Here is a 17503-nt window from a genome sequence, read left to right as displayed (position 1 = left end):
GGCTGTCATCCTATGGATTAAAAACCTTTGATGTTTTCCGCTTCTAGCTCCGAGAAGTACTTCACTGTCTTCACTTTCAGTTCTTGTTGAGCTGGCTCGTCACATACGATCACTGCTTTAGGGTGAAGTTGAAGTGCAGAAACCGTCCATAGGTGGTTTACACAACCTTCTACTGCTGCTTCAAGTGCTTGAGCTTTGTTATGACCTGTTACTAGAATCATCACTTCTTCTGCGTCTAGCAGTGTACCCACACCGATAGTCAGTGCGTATTTAGGCACTTGGTTGATATCGCCGTCAAAAAAGCGAGAGTTCGCAATGCGAGTGTCTTCAGTCAGTGTCTTGATACGAGTACGAGAAGACAGAGATGACGCTGGCTCGTTGAACGCGATGTGACCGTCGTTACCCACGCCGCCCATGAACAGGTTGATCTTGCCGTAAGACTTAATTTTGTCTTCGTAACGCTTACATTCTGCGTCGTGATCGTCAGTGTTACCGTTCAGTAGGTTGATGTTTTCTTCTTGGATATCAATGTGATTAAAGAAGTTGTTGTACATGAACGAGCGGTAAGACTCTGGGTGATCCGCAGGGATGCCAATGTACTCATCCATGTTGAAAGTCACGACGTTTTTGAAGCTCACTTCGCCGGCTTGGTAAAGCTCGATTAGGGCTTTGTAGGTTGCTAGAGGAGTGCCACCAGTTGGTAGACCCAGAACGAATGGACGCTCAGCAGTAGGTTTAAAGTCGTTGATACGCTTAGCGATATGCGCAGCTGCCCACTTACCTACTTGTGCTGCTCGAGTTAACGGGATAAGTCTCATTTTGTGCCCCTAGTTATTGGAATTTACGATGTACCGAAACATTAATTCGCATTATAAAATAAGTAATAACGAACTGCTATTGTTTTAGGTCAAAATTTTGCTTTTTCTTTAACCAGTGTTGATTTTATCGACTGTTTTTATATCTAAATGCTTTTATAAGCCGATTTTTTACAAAGAAATTGCATTATGAAACTGACGAATTGATAGATAAAATTTATGATCTAAATTAAGTTCTGCCTTCGCACTTAACCTTGTTTTTTAACAACCTACAGAGTGTGAAACCGCACACGAACTTCAAATATTATGGGATGGACATGGCACGACGCTCATTCCTTAACCATAATTGAAATGTGTAAACCAGTGAGGAATTCGGTATGAAAAATGAGTTAGATCCGAGCAAAGTACTACAGGCTTACGAATGTGTGATGAACAACGGTACACCAACCGAATTTGGCAAAATGTATGAAGGTGTAGAAGCGTTTTCCGATTACGACGGGTACAACGTTTTCTTACGAGGGAATGGTGTTGATCTAAAGGTTGGCTTCCACAATACCTATCAATTGGAGTACGACCAAGAGCACTTGAAAGAGAGCTTTTTGAAAAAGATCGCGATGCTTGCCAAGTAGACTAGCACTAAATACTAAAAAAGCCCTTGGGAGAACGCGCCCTTGGGCTTTAGGAGAAGAAATGAGCTTGTTTTGCTCGCTCAGTCAAACCAAACGAGCTTTCGCCTACTGCCTACTGCTAGAAAAAGGCGAGAATTAGTTTATTTGGTTATTAATCGTCTTCGACCAAACTCTCTTCAATGTAATCTTCTGTCGCGTCAGGCTTATTACGACCATTTAGCGTGTGGAAGCGCTTGCGACCACGAGCAAGTTGGGTGTACTTTAGCCACGTACGCTCAAGTTTTGTTTTTGCTTTGCCCGGGTTTTCTAGCACCTTGATGAAGTGTTTCTCTTCGCTATTTTCAGGTGTTAATTCGCCTGACTCTAAGCCAAGCATAGTATCCCCATAAATTGTTAGGATTTCCTCTTCCGAGAGAGTAAAATCGCCAGACTTTGCAAAGCCGCGTGGGAATTTTACGTTGTCGTAAAAACGTTTTTTGCCATGACGGAATTCAGTGTCAGACATGTCAACAGCCTCTGTAACCGTTATTGATGAATGTAGTGAACTACGGCGAAAATTAGGCGTAAAGCTAACAAAAGAAAAACAAAACTTTTTTGTCGTCATGATTTTAATTAGTTGTTAATCTGGTTTTATATTAACCAGGAGATGGTTTATGGATGTAAAAGTCTTTCGAACATTTTTAGAGCTGGCAAGGGTTCGTCACTTCGGACGCGCCGCTGAGAATCTTTATATTACCCAAGCTGCAGTGAGCGCACGTATCAAACAATTGGAAAGTTACTTCGATACGCAATTGTTTATTCGTGATCGAAATAACATAAAGTTGACCTCTGCAGGTGAGCGCTTAATCAGTTATGCAGAGGTGATGGTCACCACATTGCAACAAGCGAAGCTAGAGTTATCGCTTGAAGATGGCAAAGCGCTGCAATTAACGTTAGGCGGTACGCCAAATATTTGGGACGCTTACTTGCAGAACTGTTTAAGTGTCGTCACAGATTCATTTGGTGGTTATGGTTTTATGGCAGAAGTGATGGGGCGGGAAATGCTCAGTCGCAGCTTGCTAGAGCGCACGTTAGATATGGCATTTGCGTTCGACCAAATCAAAGCTGATGAGCTTAACTGCAAAAAAGTGGCCGATGTTGTTCTCGTTCTGGTATCGACTGAGAAAGACTCTTTAGACACCGTTTTTGAAAACAAATACGTGTATGTGGATTGGGGAACGCGCTTCTCATCAGAACATTCTGAACGTCACCCTAAGATCCCGGCTCCGTATCTGCGCACCTCAACAGCGCGTATAGCATTGGACTTTATTTTAGAGAAGGGCGGTGCCGCTTACTTACCCATCTCTCTGGTAGAGCCCTTTATCGCCAATGGGCAGCTTCACAAGGTGTCTGGCGTAGAAGATTGGTGTCGCCCTATCTATTTGAGCTATCGTAAAGCTAGCTCGTCTGTAGACGCGATTAAGCAAGTGGAAGAAATTGTCAAAGAGATTGATCCACTGACGGCTTACAGTTTTCAGCAAATTGGTTCCGGCACTTCCGACGAATAGCGTTGAGTGAAAAGTCAGAGAAATTAAAAAGCCGCCTTGGAAAATCCAGGCGGCTTTCTTTTTATCTCGATGAATCGATAGTTATGGCAAGTCAAATAGCAGGGCGGTTGTGCTCTCGTTCGATGTATTGCGTAAAACAACCTTACTTTGCTGTTCGACCTTCGCGCCGTCGCCCGCCGTCAAGGTGGTATTGTCGATGCTAAGGCTTCCCGTTACTTGGTGAACGAATAAGTTTCTACCCGATTCTATCTCAAAGTTAAGTTCGCTATTTGGTTCAAGAATTAACTGATGTAATGTGGCATCTTGCTTAATAAGTAGCGTACCGTTTTCTCCTGTTGGAGTCGCGATAGTTGTTAGTCCAGGCGTGCGACCAAAGTCTTTTTGCTGATAACCTGGCTTGGTTCCAAATGTATTTGGCTGAATCCAAATTTGTAGAAAGCGCAGCGTGTCGCGGTTCGACGCATTGTACTCACTGTGGTAAATCCCTTTCCCTGCCGACATGAGTTGGAATTCCCCGGCAGGTAATGTTTTCACGTTACCTTCGCTGTCTTTGTGCGCGATAACTCCTTCCAGCACATAGCTGATGATCTCCATATCACGATGGCCATGTGTATCAAAACCTGCGCCAGGTTGGACTACATCGTCATTGATGACTCTCAGCTCAGAAAAGCCCATATGTTGTGGATCGTAATAGCTACCGAAAGAAAACGTATGTTTGCTATCAAGCCAGCCAAAGTTTGCTCGACCTCGGTCTGCTGCATGTCTTACCGTAATCATGGGGTCTCCTTAAGAGAGCTTTTTGTTCAAGAAGTTATCTAGCGCGGCCTTACCTGCGCCAGAAAACGCCAGTGAAACACTTGCTGCCAGTAAAGCTAAGCCAAACTCGTAACCGTTGTTTGCCATGAACAAACCGTTTTCAAAGTGGACGGAGAATATCGCTACCACCATCGTGAACGCTAAAGCAACGGCTGCCGGGCGAGTTAGCAGGCCAAGCAAGATGAACAAGCCGCCAAAGAACTCTGCGCTGCCCGCAAGTAACGCCATGAGCACGCCAGGACCTAAACCGATAGATGCCATCCACTGACCTGTGCCTTCTAGCCCGTAGCCACCAAACCAGCCAAACAGCTTTTGTGCGCCGTGCGCCATAAAGATAATGCCGATTGGAACGCGAAGTGATAGTGCGCTGTAACCTGCGTTTGATGTGGTAATTTTCTGTAATAGTGCTTTCATGATTCTGTCCTCTGACTCTTTTCAATGAGTGGGAAGCGTGTGCTCCCGTGCTGTTGAGAACAGTTTAGGTGGCGGTGAGAATAAAAATAACGGGAGTATTTTGATAAACTCGTTCTAAAAAATTGAATAACGGTTTTTTGTTATTTTTAATCAGTTGCTTGAGTGTTTTTTATGAGTTTTTGTATGCCAGTTTTGTCGTGTTTTAAATCAGGTTCCATCATTATTTTCGATAAACATTTTTGCTGTTAAACAAAAAAAAGAGCACAGGTTGCTGTGCTCTATTGCTTTCGCTATTAACAAGGGAGAAAGGTGTGTTAAAGAAAACCGTCAGAGGTTCATTAAGCCCTCTAGTGACTCCTCTACATTGTTGTAGTGATAGGTTCGAATATTACGCCCATCCGTGGCATTAATTTGAATTTCTGAGATCTCGTTATCTGAGTCTCGTTCGATAATTCCAATTGAATGATCTACGGATTTACTGGTAATAACCTTTTGGTTTCTTAGTACAATTACGCAAGTGTGTAAGTCCATGCCAATTCCCTTTAGCCGACGTTGTTGTGATGTTCTGAATCTAACTTTAGTGTACAAAAGCGCTAATGCCAATAAATCTCAATATTGAGTTCCGAAAATGGCTAATGGTAGGCGCTTAAGCAAGCTACAATAACACTATATTGAACGATGCCTATGAACAATAAATGACAAAAGGCATGAGCAAGGAAAGCACTATGTTTATTCACCCCCATACCTCACTGACGTTCGAGCAGTGTCATAAGGCGCGAGTCGCGCGAGACAGCCGTTTTGATGGGCGATTTTATGTGGCAGTGAAAACAACGGGGATCTTTTGTCGCCCAATTTGTCCGGCTAATTTACCTAAAGAAGAAAATGTAGAGTACTTCACCGATAAAGCGCAAGCTCTCCAAGCGGGGTACCGTCCTTGTTTGCGCTGTCGACCTGATAGCGCGCCGGGTTCTTGGGCATGGAAAGGCGTAGAAACGACCTTTCAACGAGCGATTTCGTTAATTGATCGAGGGGAACTGCATCACCACTCGGTGTCTGAGCTAGCAGAGCGTGTTGGGATTTCGGATCGCTACTTACGTATGTTGTTTGAGCAGTATCTAGGCATGTCACCCAAGCAGTATGCGCAATATCAACAATTAATGTTCGCCAAACAGTTGCTTCATTCCAGTTCTATGTCGGTCACCGAAGTGGGGTTTGCGTCTGGTTTTAACAGTACACGCCGCTTTAACGATGCTTTCCAAAAGTTTCTCAAACTGACGCCTTCTCAAGTCCGTCGCAAAGAGTTTGACGGTATGGGTAGCAATCGAATTGCCTTGCCTTATCGAGGTGAATTGAATTGGCAGCACATGCTGAACTTCTACCGTTTACGAGCGATTGAGGGGGTTGAGCTGGTGAGTGATGAGAGTTATCAGCGCAACGTTTGTCTGGATACCAGTAAAGCATGGTTTAAAGCGACCAAAGGTGAAGGGTACCTAGAGCTAGCGTTTGAAATTGAAGATGTAACGAAGCTGCAAAACTTGGTGTCTGACATTCGTCGTATGTTCGATCTCGACGCCGATATTTGTACTGTCGAGCAGCATTTGGATTATGTCGCACCAGGGCTTGTGTCGAGTAAAGGTATTCGGATTCCTGGTGTATGGAATGCATGGGAGGCTGGAGTTCGAGCGATTTTAGGCCAACAAGTGTCGGTTAAAGCGGCGATTGGTCAACTTAACTTATTGGTGACCACACTTAGTGGAGAGTCAGAAAAACGCTTTTTCCCGACACCAGATGCGATAGCGAATACCGACGTGAGCTTTTTGCGCATGCCGCAAAGCCGTAAAGAGACGCTAGTGCGCTTCGCCCAGTTCATGCAGGACAACTCAGAAGCCGACCCTCAGCAGTGGCTAGTCTTGAAAGGCATTGGACCTTGGACAGTCAGTTATGCTCAACTGCGAGGGCAATCTCAACCCGATTGCTTTTTAGATAAAGACTTAGTGGTGAAAAAGGCGATGCAGCGTTACCCATCACTGAATACGCATACTGCGGCCCCTTGGGGAAGCTACGCAACGTTTCACTTATGGAATCAATCATGAAAACATTTTATACCGAAATGCCGAGCCTATTAGGAACGGTGACCATCCAATCTAACGCTGAGGGCTTGCTTGGCATTTGGTTTGAAACATGCACCACTAAGCCGAGTGAACTGGGAGCGCGAGACGATCAACACCCAGTTTTGCGCCAAGCTGTTACCCAGTTGAATGAATATTTTTCTGGCCTACGTAATGAATTTGAGCTGCCTTTGGCGGCTACAGGCACGGATTTTCAAAATCAAGTCTGGCAGGCACTAACGACCATTCCATACGGCGAGACGTGGAGCTATCAAGATCTCGCCAACGCGATTGGCAACCCTAAAGCTGTGCGCGCTGTTGGGTTGGCAAACGGAAAAAATCCTATTTCTATCGTGGTGCCTTGTCATCGCGTTATTGGCAAAAGCGGTAAATTGACAGGGTATGCTGGTGGAGTAGAGCGCAAGCAACGTTTACTTGCGTTGGAGCAAGGTACACCACTTTAAGTGAGGCGATTCTCATATTGTGATTAAGCGTGCTGCACAGGGGAAACGATAGTATAGAGTTTCATATTCGTTATACGAATAGAAAAAGGATAATAAGGACATGCCTTTCAAAACGGATTTTGATGCATTCATGAGTGAGTGTTGGCAGCATCACGAAGCACAGCCCGAACAAACTTATGCTCAATTGGAAACGGCTCTGAGTGAGGTGGAAAACGTTAGCCACATCGAGCGAATATTCGCATTGATGCTGCACACCGCGATTGGGCACCTCCAGCGTCCAGAACCGTTTCTTGCTTGTTTAGAGCGCTTTGATGAACGCAAGGTTGCCGAGAGTTCGGCATTGCAACGCAGTATTGCCGTTGCGCGCTACTTCGTAGATGGCACTGACAATATGGAATTATTGGAAGAGCAAGAACAACGACGAGTTTACGCTTTGATTTCGAATGAACTTTCTGCGCTTGCTCAGCTTGAACTGGCGAGCCAATGGCTGGCGAAAGCCGCGCTAGGTATGACACCACAAGATGCTGAAGGGCTGCTAGCACGCTCTATCGCAATCACAGCAAATAACTTGGCGTGTCAGTATGAAGCGCTGGCTGAGCGCACGGATGTGGAAAAATCGAGGATGCTAGAAGCGGCGAAGCTCGCGTTGGATTACTGGAAAGTGGCGGGTGGTTGGATGCAAGAAGAACGTGCAGAGTATCGCTTAGCGATGAGTTTACTCAAAGCGGGTGAAGCCGGACAAGCCAAGCAGCATGCCGAGCGCTGCGAAGCCATTTGTCAGCAAAATGGTGGTGACGCGTTTGAGCTGTTCCATGCGCATGATTTGCTGATGCAAGTGCACTTCCATCTTAGCCAGAAATATAAAGCTCAAGTTGATGTGGGGATGCAGCAATACTGCACAACGAGTTCGTTGACATGATCTCAACGTTGAATAAAAAAGCCCCGAGCGAATGGCTCGGGGCTCATATTTTGTAAGTTCACTCATTACACGATGTTGATTAAGCTATTTGCGCTTTTGCCTGGTATCGTCCTGGTTTATGGTTCATCGCCAAAATCAAGTTTGTCGCCACGGCACCTAGGACGGATAGAGCGATAAGGTGCACATCCACAATGAACAGCGACATCACTACGATGGCACAATCGAGTGCCATCTGAACTTTACCTGCTCGAATCCCAAAACGTTCCTGAAGGTACAACGCTAAAATGTTAAAACCGCCTAAACTCATCTTGTGGCGGAAAATCACCAACATACCTATTCCAATTAACCCACCACCTAGAAGTGCTGCATAGAAAGGTTCGATTCGTGAAATTTCAATCACATGGTGCAGATGATCGACCGCAAAAGAAACAATCGAGACCGCAATGAAGGTATTAATGGTGAAGCGCCATCCCATGCGCATTACAGACAAAATATAAAAAGGGAGGTTGAGAGCGAAAAATATCTGACCAAAGCTGAAGTCACTCACTTTGGTAAGGAAGATCGCCAAACCAGCCGTACCGCCGGTGAGCAATCCTACTTTGCTGAAAAATATTACCCCAAGCGACACTAACGCACTGCCGAGCGTCAGAGCCAAGAGGTTCTCTCTTAGGCTATGATCTTTATCCATAAAATTTTTTCCTTGGTTTAAAAACCGCGCCGGAGACAACACGTCCATCCAGCGAGATAAACAGTTGCCAAAACAGCAACTAACAAATCGGCCAATAAAATGTCGCGAAAAGTGATGAATGTCGAGTTTTTGGACAAGATTGTGCTGATGCTAGCCTGTTTAACATAATGTACACAGGTAGAAAAACAACAAGGAAAAGTTATGATTAAGAAAGTCGGCACTACCCAAATCAACGCATTACATCGACTGAGTTGTCACTGCGGAAAAGTTGAACTGGAACTTGCATTACCTAATGGTATTGAGAAGCCGAGACGATGTGATTGCTCCATGTGTCGACGTCGCGGCGCGATTGTGGCATCTGTGCCTCTGAATGGTATTCGTATCGTGCAAGGCGAAGATGTTTTGAAGCTGTATCAATTTAACACTCGCACAGCGAAGCACTTTTTCTGTGGCGAATGCGGTATCTATACGCACCATCAGCGTCGCTCTGACCCGAGTGAATACGGCTACAATGTCGGCTGTTTAGAGGGCGTCAACCCATATGAATTGGGAACTATCGAAGTGATGGATGGCGTTAACCACCCATCAGACCGTTAGGCCGCATAGCAAGTGAAGAACGTGAGTTGCGGTGCTTAGGTAAATAAACCGCTATTCATCCACAAATGCACTGCAATACTGGCGGCATAACCCAAGGCGATGACGGGAGCCCACTTTAGGTGGCCAAAGAAGGTGTATTGTCCACGCGCGGCTCCCATTAATGCGACACCTGCCGCAGAGCCAATTGAAAGCAAGCTGCCCCCCACACCCGCAGTCAATGTGACAAGTAACCAGTTCCCCATCGACATGCTTGGTTCCATGGTCAGTACAGCAAACATAACCGGAATGTTATCGACGATGGCAGATAGAACACCAACCATCACGTTGGCCCAGACAGGGTTCCATTGGTTGTACATGACGTTTGAAACCAGTTCGAGATAGCCAAGTAAGCTCAAACCGCCGACACACATCACTACGCCGTAGAAGAACAGCAAGGTGTCCCATTCTGCGCGAGATACACGGTGGAACACGTCAAACGGAACGACTGAACCTAAGCGTTTTAATGCGTGATCGTCGCCATTGGCAATTGCCATGGCCGCTTTTTTTGCTAAGGAATGTTTGAGTGTTTGGCGTAAGAAGTAGCCGAAAAATTGTAAGTAGGCCAAGCCCATCATCATGCCCATAACTGGTGGGAAGTGCAGCAAAGCGTGGAAAGAGACTGCGGTGGCAATCGTCAGAATGAATAGTGCGACAATACGTCTCGCGCCGCGTTTCAGTTCTACGTGTTGGTGAATCGTATTCGGTTTGGTGTTTGGAACAAAGAGTGACATCAAAAACGCAGGAACCAAATAGTTCACCAGTGACGGGACGAATAACGGGATGAATTCAGCAAAGCTGACATGCCCGGCTTGCCACACCATCAGGGTCGTAATGTCACCAAATGGGCTGAATGCACCGCCAGCGTTGGCAGCGATAACAATGTTGATACAGGCAAGATTCACGAATCTAGGATTATCACCAGAGACTTTCATCACCACAGCGCACATCAAGAGGGCTGTGGTTAAGTTATCGGCAATCGGTGAAATAATAAAGGCGAGAAACCCCGTCAGCCAAAACAGCTTTTTGAAGCCAAAGCCTTTGCCGACCATCCACGCCTGTAAGGCATCGAAGAGTTTGCGCTCTTCCATAGCATTGATGTAAGTCATCGCTACTAACAAAAACAGCAGCAGTTCCGCGTATTCCAACAAGTTGTGCTCTAGTGCGGATTTGGCGACTTCTGGCTGGTTGTGTTGAGCAAAGGTGTAGCCAATTAGAATCCAAATTAACCCTGCAGCGAGCAGCACAGGCTTGGATTTTCTCATTTTCAGATACTCTTCCAACATAACCAGTATGTAAGCAATCGAAAAGATAATGAGAGCCGCGTAACCGACACCAGAATTAACAAGGTTCAGTTCATTGGTGGGGGCAGCAAAGGTGGCGCTAGAGAACAACAAACAGCAGAAAGCTACAATTGGATAGATTGGCATAGACATTTCTCCTTTGTCTGGTTGGAGAAATATTAGCCACAAATTAATGAGTTAGTTGTGAGAGAGCTCGAATTAACAGTAGGAGTTAGGAAATGATAGTGTGCGCCACTATTTTCTGAGTGACGCAATGCTTGCTGCGCCAAATAAAACCACAGCGGCATACAAACCGTAAGTTAACCAATGGCTAATCTCTAAAAAAGGAACGAGTCCTTGACCTGCCCACATACAGCCTCCGTTTAATGAGCAATGTTGTAATAGTCGAGCCAATTTAAAGGAAATGAACAATGTTTTTTGTGAGTGACGGCAAATTCTGAAGGATTAGAAAGTCAAAAATTGGTCAGTGAGAGAGAAATCTCATTTTTAACTGGCTAGCTCTAACCCTTTTGAGCTAGAGCTAGCTATATCGAGCGCTGAATGGATTTAGCGCAGCAGCCATTTTCTCAACGGCGAAGCCTCAATTGCTTTCACAAGTATTATGGTTGCGACAATCGTTGCAGGATAAATAAATGCGTCTTTCGCGAGGTGTTGCAACCCGATAAATTCAGCGACATTCATCATAATAATTATCACAAGCAGATGGCTAACATAAATGCCTAACACGCTAGGAGATAGTTTGAATACCCAAGGCATATCGCCAAAATGTGGGTGGACTAAGAGCCACATGAAGACACCCACGGCCCAGATAACAGTACCAAACAGGAAGTCGTGAGAATTAAAAGCGACCTCGTGTTGCATTAGCCAATAAGCTTCACCAAAATGCAGCGCCGTACCAAGAAGAATGCATCGAATCGTATTGTTTCGCGACCATCGCCACTGCTCTTCTCGTGCTAGATAACCCAGTGTTACCAGCAAAGTACTGAAAAACGGCCCATTACGAGTAAAGAAAGGCGCTGGCAGATCGGTAATGGTCGAATAACTGCCAGCAAACACGCCGTATATGTATAGCAATACGGCGGTTGGCAGTACCAATTGAGCCATATTAATATGCACGAGGAAGGCAATTAAGGCAACGGCAATGACCAGAGCTGGAATAAACCACAGGTGAACGAGCCCGCCTTCGACGAGTGAATTGAACGGGGTCGACATTAAGTAGCCCCAGTAGCCCTGCCTTTCGGCGAGATACCCCGCCTCAGCGACAGTTTGCCACTGGAATGGCATCAATAAACTGATCACGCTCCAAATGAGCCAAACCTTCATCAGTGGTTTGGCGTAGTTTTTTAGGGTTTCGATAGGTGCGCGGCTTAACTTGGGCTGGATAAGATAACCAGAAATGAGAAAAAACAGTGGCACAGCAAAACGAGCCAATTGGTTGAGCATATAGCCAACCCACGGTATTCCATCCCATTGCCAGTATGTCAGGGCCATCTGGCAGTGCAATCCTATAATTGCAAACATCGCAATAATACGCGCAAACTCTAAGCTGGCTATTTTTTGTTTCTTTGCCATTACATTACTTACCTAAATAAAAAAACTTAGGTGAAAGTAGCAGGTTGTGGCTGAATTAATGCGTGAAAAAGTCAACAGACTCGCGCTTACACTGAAGCTGTGTTTAAATTTAAGACTTACTTCAAACTTCTTAATTATTAACCCATTAACCAACTCAATACGTGATTAGCGAGTCGAAAATGACACTAATGTATGGTTAGACCAGTTAACTCTAGATTGCAAAAAAGAACGATCGTGCTAAAAATAAGATTATGCAAAAAGGAAAAGTGACAAAAGAGTTTATTCTGCAACGGGCTTTTGAGATCGCCAGCGAAGACGGATTAGAAAGCCTTACGATTGGTGAGTTAGCCAAGCAATGCGGTATGTCGAAAAGTGGTCTGTTTGCCCACTTCAATTCGAAGTTGAATTTACAACTATCGGTATTGGAGCACGCCAATAAAGTGTTCGCTGCTCGGGTTATTGAGCCTGTTCGTGAAGCAGGGGATGGCAATATCGAACGTAAAATTCGAGGGTTGCTCGATTCTTGGATGACTTGGAACCACGCATTTCAAGGAAGTTGTATGTTTCTAGACGCTTGGAATGACACGGCAGATAAAGATTGCCCACTTCAGGCCGGACTGCGTAAATCCATAGACACTTGGCTGAGCTACTTGGAGATCCAAATAACGAAAGGCAAAGAGAAGCAAGAATTTGCAGCAGACTTAGATACACGCCAAGCAACGTTTGATTTATACGGTCTTTATTTGAGTGCGCATGTTTTTTACTCAATTAAAGGTGAGGAAGAAAGCTTGCGCCTGTTTTGGCAAGGGATCGACAACTTATTTTCTCGCTGGAAAGGCTGATACCAGTTATTCGCTTTCCAGATTTGTAGACATAAAATTATAAAGAGCGGCTGAGTTCGCTCTTTCTTATCAGCATAAAAAGCACGACCGTTCTATTTTTTGTGCGTAGCTGATAGTTAAGGACATAATCATGAGTGAAAAAATTTACTTTAATACATCGCAACGTTTCAGTATTAAGCGCAGTTTGGTGAACATTAGTACTCGGTTACACCACACACTTGCCCCGTCACATGCAAAGAATACCGCGCGTAAGTTGCTCCTGACACCTGCTCGCACAGCACCTAAAAACACCGAACCTCAAGGACTTGCCAAGGGTGAAATTAAAGGGCATGCAGGCATTATCAAAACCTACACTTTGGGCTCTGGACCTATTTGGGTGCTAACTCATGGTTGGTCTGGCACCGCAAGTCAGTTTTATCCGTTGATGGAACATATTGCGTCGAAAGGGTTCACCGCTTTGGCATACGATCATCCAGCACATGGTGAGAGTGAAGGGCAGTATGGGCACATTCCGGGTTTTGTCAAAGGGTTAGAAGATGTGTTAGATACGGTAGACGATATTGTTGGTCTAGTTGGGCACAGCATGGGCACCGCTTCTGCTCTTGAGTGCAGACATAGCAAATTAGAAAACAAGCCTTTACTGCTTATTGCACCGGTATTGAATTACGTAGAGAACCTATTCGGTAGCATTGCGCGTTCAGGTTATTCGATGAAGCTTTTTAATGCTGTGGTTTCAGAAGTTGAAGATCAATTTGGTTACCCATTACAGTCAATTGATCCGCTGAAGCGTTTGGCTGAGCGCTCGTCTCCAGCCATCATTGTTCATGATGAGCAGGATAAGTTCACTAAGTACAGTATTTCTGCACAAGCCGCTGAAGAGATTGAAAATGTTGAGTTAGTGACAACGCAAGGTCAAGGCCATGGCCGAGTGATGAAGTGTGGACAAGTCTTCAGTAGTTTTGACCGTTTACTCGATCGTGCTTGGTAATCTTCATGCTTGCTAATTGGCTCGGTCCGTTTTGGGCTAATTCGATTTGAAATCAATACCTCGGATTGTTTTTCGTCTATGGTATCGCTTTTCTCGTTATGAGATAAAAACAAAAAAGGACAGCCGAAGCTGTCCTTTGATCGTTAACTTTACAGAAAGTCTGCAAGGTTGGGCTTAGTTACAGTTAGCTACGCCAACTTCTTTCCAAACGCCCCATTCGCCAGATTGGCTAGGATCGTCACCCTGAGTCCACCATTTCGCTTCCCAAGTTTTACCTGCATGAGTGACTTGGTTGCCGCCAGTGTACACTGCGCTTGCATCCCATGCGTTGTCACAGGTACCAGGGTTTGGATCGGTGGTATGCTGTGCAACAACAACAGTTGCGCTTGCCGTTGAAGACGCTTTGCCGTCGCTCACACTTACGGTAAAGCTTAGGCTAGTGTCTCGCGGGTATTCAGCAGTAGTGAAAGTTACTTTAGAACCTTCAACCGTTGCGTTCAAACCTTGAGGAAGCGTCCAGTTGAAAGTAAGAGTATCGTTGTCTGCATCGCTAGAGGCTGACGCATCTACAACCACAACGTCACCAGCGTTTGCTGTTGCTGGAGCAACAACTTGCGCTACTGGCGCATTGTTCGCTGGGTCAACCACACCTGCTGGTTTCACCGTTACTACAACAAGGTCAGATGCCGTTGCACCTTCGTTGTCAGTCACCGTTAGCTTGAAAGTTAATTGCTCCTCAACGGTAACTTCTGCTGCATCAAAGCTTGCTTTCGCTGTGTTTGCGCCTGCTAATACTACTGCCGTGCCAGATACTTGTTCCCACGCGTAACTCGCGATAGTGCCGTCAGAGTCTTTCGATAGGCTACCATCTAGAACCACACTTGCAGGGCCAGTTACAGATTGATCTGCGCCAGCAACTGCGGTTGGTTTACGGTTTGGTTGAGGAACTACACCGCCAGCCATACCTTCGTGCATTGCGTTGAGAATGTCGCCGTTATCCGCGTCGATTTCCCAAGAGAATAGACCCGCAAGACCTAGAGACTTAGCGTAGCTACCTTTTGCTAGCACTGAGCGATGGTCATCAAATGTGATCAACTCGCCCGTAGTACGGTTCCATACCCATGGTGCTTCTGCTTGTGCATCGTAGCCGTACTCGAAGCCGTTAATGCCAGTGTTGTTGGCACCTAGCATGAATGACTTAATGCCTTTGTAGTCAATTACGCCATCTTCCCAAACACCTTGCGCTGTACTGCCCTTCAGTTTACCTGTAGCAGTACCTGTCATTGGGTCATTTGGATCGGTTAGCGTATCTGGAGTGACGCCTTCCCAGCCACGACCGTACATTGCTGTACCAAGTACTAGCTTGTTCGCAGGAACGCCTTGAGCAAGAAGAAGCTGTATGCCGTTATCTGCTGTGTAAGCAGGACCTTTGTACGGTTCGCCGTTCTCATCAACGCCACTACCGTCACACTGACCAGGGCGCATGAATGAACCACAGTAAAGCGCAGTCTGGTGACCAGGAACGTTGTTCCAACCGCCATAGAAGTCGTAAGTCATCGCGAAGATGTAGTCCATGTATTGAACCGCATCTGCATAGTCTACGTCTTCAATCTTGTCGTAACCGACACCGATAGCTGACGTTAGCTCGTAAGTACGGCCAGTCTCAGCTTCTAATTCATCAAGCATTACGCGCAATTCACGCATCAGTGCGATGTAAGCTGGGCCATCGTTTACAGGGTCGCCCTTATCCGCGGCTGCACCGCCGCCACCAGGGAATTCCCAGTCGATATCAACACCGTCGTAGAATTTCCAAGTTTTCAGGAACTTCTTAACCGATGCGACGAATGTGTCTCGGTTTTTCTTGTCTACGAAATCGAAGAATGGGTCAGACAGTGTCCAGCCACCGATAGATGGGATGATTTTTAGATCAGGGTTACGTTGTTTCAATGCCATTAGCATTGCGTAGTTACCCTTGATAGGTGTGCTGTATTCATGACCAGCTTGTGGGAAGCTCTTCTGATAAGCAGCCCAAGGGTCGTGGATCACGACTTCGTAGTCAGGCACGCCTGTACAAGCGGTTTGTAGTGCATTGAAACTGTTGCCGCCAACAGACTTCACAGACTCATTTGGGCCACAAATTGGGATAAAACCGTAAAGGATGTGAGTCAAGTTGTCGACTGGCATGTTATCGACCGTGTAGTCACGACCATAGATGCCCCACTCAACAAAATACGTACCCATCACGACGCTTGGATCGGTATTGTACGTTTTGTTGTTTGGATCAACATTCATCGTCAGTGGCTTCAAGTGAGAACCATCGGTATCTGCAATCGTGATTTCAGCTGGTGCGCTTTTCGCACAACCTGTCGCATCACACGCCTCGATTTCCATTTGGTATAGGCCGCCCTGACCATATTCAAATGTCGCTGTTGTTTGGCTACCAGTGATTGGGCCGGTTGCTACTTTTGCACCATCAAAATAGACGTTGTAAGTATCACCTGGCGTGCCACTCCACTGGTTAAATTTAACAGTGATCTTCGCTTGCTCATGGTATTTCACCATGTCGTAGTAGCCTGACGTGGTTTCCATCGCGAGTTCAATTTTAGAAAACTGAAGGTTGTTGGAACCGTACATATCGATACTTGGTGCGGTTGGAGCCGCAACTGCAGCACCTGATAGTGCTAAAGCAACGCCAGCTGCACATAGGTTAAATCGAATCATAACTTCTCTCTCAATCCTTGGATTCATGTTCTACCTAGAACATAGGCTGCTCTTGCACCAGATAAGATGATTGGATTTACTCCATGTGCAAAAGCATCACACTCAGCATTTCAGAGAGTTTTTTTTCGTCAAAAAAAATTAAGACGGTTTTCGAGGCACTTGAGAGAACTTAACTAAAACTCGCACTCTGTTACACAGAAAGTGTCAGACTGAGTCAATAATTTATAAAATCTCAGCAGAAACTAAAATTATTGTTTACTCAGTATCGGGGGGGATAAATGCGATGAATACCTTATTTCATTGTTTATTAAGGTTTTGTTTCATCGAAGTAGAAAGATAATTGAAAGGAGAAATAGCCGTGAAGACGTGCTAGTCACGGCTGAAATGTTCACTTAATGCAGCGCGACGTTTTGAAGCCGCTCCGGTTTCTGAGCCTTGAACGGTATGCTCAAATCCCTTACGGATGAATCGTTGGTCTGGAATAAGAGGCTCAATACGGCGAATCTGAGGTGAAAGGTGAGAGCCCGAGATCTGGTACGCGGTTTTTCCTAATCCAGTGTTCAACGTGATGACCTTTCCATCGAATTCAAATTCTGTCGTGATGAGTCGATGGTTTCGATATACCCCATCCTCTGTGAAAGTCAGACGTTCTGTTTGGTAGGGTGGTGCGCCGATCTCAATCCACTCGCCGTAGACTTTTTCCGGGTCAATATGGTCTTGATAGGATAGGTGGATTTGATAGCTGAAAAACGTCAAAAGACCCACCCCGAAAACGGCAAATGCGCTTTTGAGGACTTTGGATTGGTGGCGAGCCCAAAATGAAAGTTTTGGTTCCTGTCTTGTTTTCCGCCTTCGGCGAGCTGAGTCCGTCATTGGTCTACTTTTCTTCCCTTTTTTAATATGGTGGAAACCTTCCTTCTCAAAAACAAACAATCCCGCCATTAAGACTAAGAAATTATGATCTAATGTCCACTTTTACATTCGGATACACTCTTATTGATGGTTTTATTGTTTGCTAGCGTTAACTAATTCACCGACTTTAT

18 protein-coding genes are annotated in these 17503 nt (G+C 45.5%); 8 read left to right on the top strand and 10 right to left on the bottom strand.

The genetic code is table 11. From position 1 onward, the window contains the following. Positions 1 to 17: 17 nt before the first annotated feature. Entirely contained in the window at positions 18 to 818 is an 801-nt protein-coding gene (gene nagB, locus NL644_RS00440; RefSeq protein ID WP_006740926.1) for a glucosamine-6-phosphate deaminase, read from the bottom strand. A gap of 374 nt (positions 819 to 1192) precedes the next feature. On the opposite strand from nagB, the gene NL644_RS00435 reads away from it, so the two are divergent. Then, on the top strand, positions 1193 to 1444 hold the full coding sequence (locus NL644_RS00435) for a DUF3081 domain-containing protein (RefSeq protein WP_253657863.1): 252 nt from the start codon (positions 1193 to 1195) through the stop codon (positions 1442 to 1444). A 151-nt stretch (positions 1445 to 1595) separates the two neighbouring features. Here the strand turns inward: NL644_RS00435 and NL644_RS00430 are convergent, their stop codons facing one another. After that, positions 1596 to 1949 (bottom strand): DUF413 domain-containing protein, encoded by a 354-nt coding sequence (locus NL644_RS00430; protein WP_005392041.1) that lies wholly within the window; start codon positions 1947 to 1949, stop codon positions 1596 to 1598. Between the two features lie 148 nt (positions 1950 to 2097). Here NL644_RS00430 and NL644_RS00425 point away from each other — a divergent pair, with 148 nt between their 5' ends. Further along, complete coding sequence (locus NL644_RS00425; RefSeq protein ID WP_005374436.1) at positions 2098 to 2991, top strand: LysR family transcriptional regulator; 894 nt, start codon at positions 2098 to 2100, stop codon at positions 2989 to 2991. Positions 2992 to 3072: 81 nt separating this feature from the next. On the opposite strand, the gene NL644_RS00420 is transcribed toward NL644_RS00425, so the two are convergent. The 3 genes from NL644_RS00420 to NL644_RS00410 form a co-directional block, all read right to left on the bottom strand. Continuing rightward, positions 3073 to 3768 carry a pirin family protein gene (locus NL644_RS00420; protein WP_054866741.1) on the bottom strand — a complete coding sequence of 232 codons (696 nt, stop codon included), beginning with the start codon at positions 3766 to 3768 and terminating at the stop codon, positions 3073 to 3075. Positions 3769 to 3777: 9 nt separating this feature from the next. Continuing rightward, positions 3778 to 4221, bottom strand: a complete 444-nt coding sequence (locus tag NL644_RS00415; RefSeq protein WP_005374434.1) for a DoxX family protein — start codon at positions 4219 to 4221, stop codon at positions 3778 to 3780. Between the two features lie 327 nt (positions 4222 to 4548). After that, entirely contained in the window at positions 4549 to 4752 is a 204-nt protein-coding gene (locus tag NL644_RS00410; RefSeq protein ID WP_253657862.1) for a hypothetical protein, read from the bottom strand. 194 nt (positions 4753 to 4946) lie between these two features. On the opposite strand from NL644_RS00410, the gene NL644_RS00405 reads away from it, so the two are divergent. The 3 genes from NL644_RS00405 (at position 4947) to NL644_RS00395 (ending at position 7712) form a co-directional block, all read left to right on the top strand. Beyond that, positions 4947 to 6314, top strand: coding sequence for an AlkA N-terminal domain-containing protein (locus tag NL644_RS00405; RefSeq protein ID WP_114322667.1), 1368 nt, complete (start codon positions 4947 to 4949; stop codon positions 6312 to 6314). Further along, entirely contained in the window at positions 6311 to 6793 is a 483-nt protein-coding gene (locus NL644_RS00400; RefSeq protein ID WP_046875615.1) for a methylated-DNA--[protein]-cysteine S-methyltransferase, read from the top strand. Before NL644_RS00405 ends, NL644_RS00400 begins: the two co-directional genes overlap by 4 nt. Before the next feature lie 100 nt (positions 6794 to 6893). Continuing rightward, complete coding sequence (locus tag NL644_RS00395) at positions 6894 to 7712, top strand: hypothetical protein (protein ID WP_114322666.1); 819 nt, start codon at positions 6894 to 6896, stop codon at positions 7710 to 7712. A 79-nt stretch (positions 7713 to 7791) separates the two neighbouring features. On the opposite strand, the gene NL644_RS00390 is transcribed toward NL644_RS00395, so the two are convergent. Beyond that, complete coding sequence (locus NL644_RS00390; protein WP_006740933.1) at positions 7792 to 8400, bottom strand: YitT family protein; 609 nt, start codon at positions 8398 to 8400, stop codon at positions 7792 to 7794. Positions 8401 to 8601: 201 nt separating this feature from the next. Here NL644_RS00390 and NL644_RS00385 point away from each other — a divergent pair, with 201 nt between their 5' ends. Continuing rightward, a complete protein-coding gene (locus NL644_RS00385) occupies positions 8602 to 8997 on the top strand; it encodes a GFA family protein (RefSeq protein ID WP_006740934.1) in 396 nt (131 codons plus the stop codon). Between the two features lie 35 nt (positions 8998 to 9032). Here NL644_RS00385 and nhaD read toward each other — a convergent pair whose 3' ends face one another. Further along, on the bottom strand, positions 9033 to 10463 hold the full coding sequence (gene nhaD / locus NL644_RS00380; RefSeq protein ID WP_114322665.1) for a sodium:proton antiporter NhaD: 1431 nt from the start codon (positions 10461 to 10463) through the stop codon (positions 9033 to 9035). 420 nt (positions 10464 to 10883) lie between these two features. Further along, positions 10884 to 11909 (bottom strand): acyltransferase, encoded by a 1026-nt coding sequence (locus tag NL644_RS00375; protein ID WP_114322664.1) that lies wholly within the window; start codon positions 11907 to 11909, stop codon positions 10884 to 10886. 251 nt (positions 11910 to 12160) lie between these two features. Between NL644_RS00375 and NL644_RS00370 the strand changes: the two genes are divergently transcribed. Beyond that, positions 12161 to 12751 carry a TetR/AcrR family transcriptional regulator gene (locus NL644_RS00370; RefSeq protein WP_005392013.1) on the top strand — a complete coding sequence of 197 codons (591 nt, stop codon included), beginning with the start codon at positions 12161 to 12163 and terminating at the stop codon, positions 12749 to 12751. A 130-nt stretch (positions 12752 to 12881) separates the two neighbouring features. Next, a complete protein-coding gene (locus NL644_RS00365; protein ID WP_006740936.1) occupies positions 12882 to 13739 on the top strand; it encodes an alpha/beta fold hydrolase in 858 nt (285 codons plus the stop codon). A gap of 174 nt (positions 13740 to 13913) precedes the next feature. On the opposite strand, the gene NL644_RS00360 is transcribed toward NL644_RS00365, so the two are convergent. Beyond that, on the bottom strand, positions 13914 to 16460 hold the full coding sequence (locus NL644_RS00360; protein WP_253657861.1) for a glycosyl hydrolase family 18 protein: 2547 nt from the start codon (positions 16458 to 16460) through the stop codon (positions 13914 to 13916). Positions 16461 to 16829: 369 nt separating this feature from the next. After that, positions 16830 to 17333 (bottom strand): DUF2850 domain-containing protein, encoded by a 504-nt coding sequence (locus tag NL644_RS00355; RefSeq protein WP_054866862.1) that lies wholly within the window; start codon positions 17331 to 17333, stop codon positions 16830 to 16832. Between the last annotated feature and the right edge of the window lie 170 nt (positions 17334 to 17503).

The sequence above is a fragment of the Vibrio sp. Y10_XG_PY6 genome, from assembly GCF_024181795.1.
GTDB classification, from domain to species: domain Bacteria; phylum Pseudomonadota; class Gammaproteobacteria; order Enterobacterales; family Vibrionaceae; genus Vibrio; species Vibrio diabolicus.
Note: the sequence above shows the minus strand (reverse complement) of the source record. Positions and strands in the feature narration are given on the sequence as shown.